Genomic DNA, 3318 nt, shown 5'->3' with positions numbered 1-3318 from the left:
ACAACGACCACGGTTCGGCGTTCTACGACGTCGATCAGCTCAAGCAATACATGAAGATGTACCAGGTCACGTTCGAAGAGCGCGACCAGGTGCTGCGTCCGCTCGGCGAGCAAGGCTACGAAGCCGTTGGCTCCATGGGCGACGATACGCCGATGGCCGTGCTGTCCCAGCGCGTGCGCACGCCGTACGACTATTTCCGCCAGCAGTTCGCGCAGGTTACCAACCCGCCGATCGACCCGCTGCGTGAAGCCATCGTCATGTCGCTGGAGATCTGCCTCGGTGCCGAGCGCAACATCTTCCAGGAGTCGCCGGAACACGCATCGCGCGTGATCCTCAGCTCGCCGATCATTTCCCCGGCCAAGTGGCGCTCGCTGATGAACCTCGACCGTCCGGGTTTCGAGCGGGCGATCATCGACCTCAACTACGACGAAAGCGTCGGTCTCGAAGCGGCCATCCGCAACGTTGCCGATCAGGCTGAAGAAGCCGTGCGCTCCGGTCGTACCCAGGTCGTGCTGAGTGACCGTCACATTGCCCCGGGCAAGTTGCCGATCCACGCTTCCCTGGCGACCGGCGCGGTACACCACCGCCTGACCGAAAAAGGCCTGCGTTGCGACTCCAACATCCTGGTGGAAACCGCGACCGCTCGCGATCCGCATCACTTTGCCGTGCTGGTCGGTTTCGGCGCCTCTGCCGTTTATCCGTTCCTGGCCTACGAAGTGCTGGGCGACCTGATCCGTACCGGTGAAGTGCTGGGCGACCTCTATGAGGTGTTCAAGAACTACCGTAAGGGCATCACCAAAGGCCTGCTCAAGATCCTGTCGAAGATGGGTATCTCGACCATCACATCCTATCGCGGAGCACAACTGTTCGAAGCGATCGGTCTGTCCGAGGAAGTCTGCAACCTAAGCTTCAAGGGCGTGCCAAGCCGCATCAAGGGTGCGCGTTTCGTCGACATCGAAGCCGAGCAGAAGGCCTTGGCCACCGAAGCCTGGAGCCCGCGCAAGCCGATCCAGCAAGGCGGCCTGCTGAAGTTCGTCCACGGTGGCGAATATCACGCCTACAACCCGGACGTGGTCAACACCCTGCAAGCCGCCGTGCAGCAGGGCGACTACGCCAAGTTCAAGGAATACACCTCGCTGGTGGACAACCGTCCGGTGTCGATGATCCGCGACCTGCTCAAGGTCAAGACCCTCGAAACGCCGCTGGACATCAGCGAAGTCGAGCCGCTGGAATCGGTGCTCAAGCGCTTCGACTCCGCTGGTATCTCGCTGGGCGCCCTGTCGCCGGAAGCTCACGAAGCCCTGGCCGAAGCCATGAACCGCCTGGGTGCGCGTTCCAACTCCGGTGAAGGCGGTGAAGACCCGGCGCGCTACGGCACCATCAAGAGCTCGAAGATCAAGCAAGTCGCCACCGGCCGTTTCGGTGTGACTCCGGAATACCTGGTCAATGCCGAAGTGCTGCAGATCAAGGTCGCCCAGGGCGCCAAGCCGGGCGAGGGCGGTCAACTGCCAGGCGGCAAGGTCAACGGTCTGATCGCCAAGCTGCGTTACGCAGTACCGGGCGTGACCCTGATTTCGCCTCCGCCGCACCACGACATCTACTCGATTGAAGACTTGTCGCAGCTGATCTTTGACCTGAAACAAGTCAACCCGAAGGCGCTGGTCTCGGTGAAACTGGTGGCAGAAGCGGGCGTCGGCACCATCGCGGCCGGTGTGGCCAAGGCCTACGCGGACTTGATCACCATCTCCGGTTATGACGGTGGTACCGGTGCATCGCCACTGACTTCGATCAAGTACGCGGGCGCCCCGTGGGAGCTCGGCCTGGCCGAAACCCACCAGACCCTGCGCGGCAACGACCTGCGCGGCAAGGTCAAGGTACAGACCGACGGTGGCCTGAAAACCGGCCTCGACGTGATCAAGGCCGCGATCCTCGGCGCTGAAAGCTTCGGCTTCGGCACCGCGCCAATGATTGCCCTGGGTTGCAAATACCTGCGTATCTGCCACCTGAACAACTGCGCCACCGGCGTTGCGACTCAGAACGAGAAGCTGCGCAAGGATCACTACATCGGTACCGTCGACATGGTGGTGAACTTCTTCACCTACGTCGCCGAAGAAACCCGTGAGTGGCTGGCCAAGCTGGGCGTTCGCTCCCTCGAAGAGCTGATCGGCCGTACCGATCTGCTGGACATCATCGAAGGCCAGACCGCCAAGCAGCATCACCTGGACCTGACCCCGTTGCTGGGTAGCGATCACGTGCCGGCAGACAAACCTCAGTTCTGTGGCGTGGAGCGCAACCCACCGTTCGACAAGGGCCTGCTCGCCGAGAAAATGGTCGACATGGCCACCTCGGCCATCAACGATAAGAGCGGCGCGGACTTCGCCCTGGATATCTGCAACTGCGACCGTTCCATCGGCGCGCGGATCTCCGGTGAAATCGCACGCAAGCACGGCAACCAGGGCATGGCCAATGCGCCTATCACCTTCCGCTTCAAAGGTACTGCTGGGCAGAGCTTCGGTGTGTGGAACGCCGGCGGTCTGAACATGTACCTGGAAGGCGACGCCAACGACTACGTCGGCAAGGGCATGACTGGCGGCAAGCTGGTGATCGTTCCGCCGAAGGGCAGCATCTACAAGACTCAGGACAGTGCCATCATCGGTAACACCTGCCTGTACGGCGCCACGGGCGGCAAGTTGTTTGCCGCCGGCACCGCGGGTGAGCGTTTCGCCGTGCGTAACTCCGGTGCCCACACCGTCGTGGAAGGCACTGGCGATCACTGCTGTGAGTACATGACCGGTGGTTTCGTCTGCGTGTTGGGCAAGACCGGTTACAACTTCGGCTCTGGCATGACCGGTGGTTTCGCCTACGTGCTCGACCAGGACAACAGCTTCGTTGACCGGGTCAACCACGAACTGGTGGAAATCCAACGGATCAGCGGCGAGGCGATGGAAGCCTACCGTAGCCACCTGCAACGCGTGCTGAACGAGTACGTCGAGGAAACCGACAGCGAGTGGGGTCGTGAGCTCGCTGAAAACCTCGATGATTACGTGCGTCGTTTCTGGCTGGTCAAGCCCAAGGCTGCCAACCTGAAGTCGTTGCTTTCCAGCACCCGTGCCAACCCGCAGTGATATGCGCCTGAAGAGTTTGATGAGGTTTTAAAATGGCTGAACGTCTGAATAATGACTTCCAGTTCATCGAGGTCGGGCGCAAGGATCCGAAGAAGAAACTGTTGCGTCAACGCAAGAAAGAGTTCGTGGAAATCTACGAACCCTTCAAACCCCAGCAGTCGGCCGACCAGGCCCACCGCTGCCTGGGTTGCGG

Annotated in this window: 1 protein-coding gene and 1 pseudogene; both read left to right on the top strand. The window is 61.1% G+C overall.

Features of this window, described 5'->3' with window-relative positions; translation table 11 throughout:
* Positions 1 to 3125: glutamate synthase large subunit (gene gltB, locus ACRESJ_RS11005; protein WP_431757926.1), on the top strand; the 3125-nt coding region annotated here is incomplete at its 5' end.
* 32 nt (positions 3126 to 3157) lie between these two features.
* Positions 3158 to 3318, top strand: a pseudogene (locus ACRESJ_RS11000) (glutamate synthase small subunit); the annotation flags it as partial.

This window comes from Pseudomonas sp. (assembly GCF_050739655.1).
Taxonomy (GTDB): domain Bacteria; phylum Pseudomonadota; class Gammaproteobacteria; order Pseudomonadales; family Pseudomonadaceae; genus Aquipseudomonas.
The sequence above is the reverse complement of the archived record's forward strand: the minus strand, read 5'-3'. Positions and strand labels throughout refer to the sequence as shown.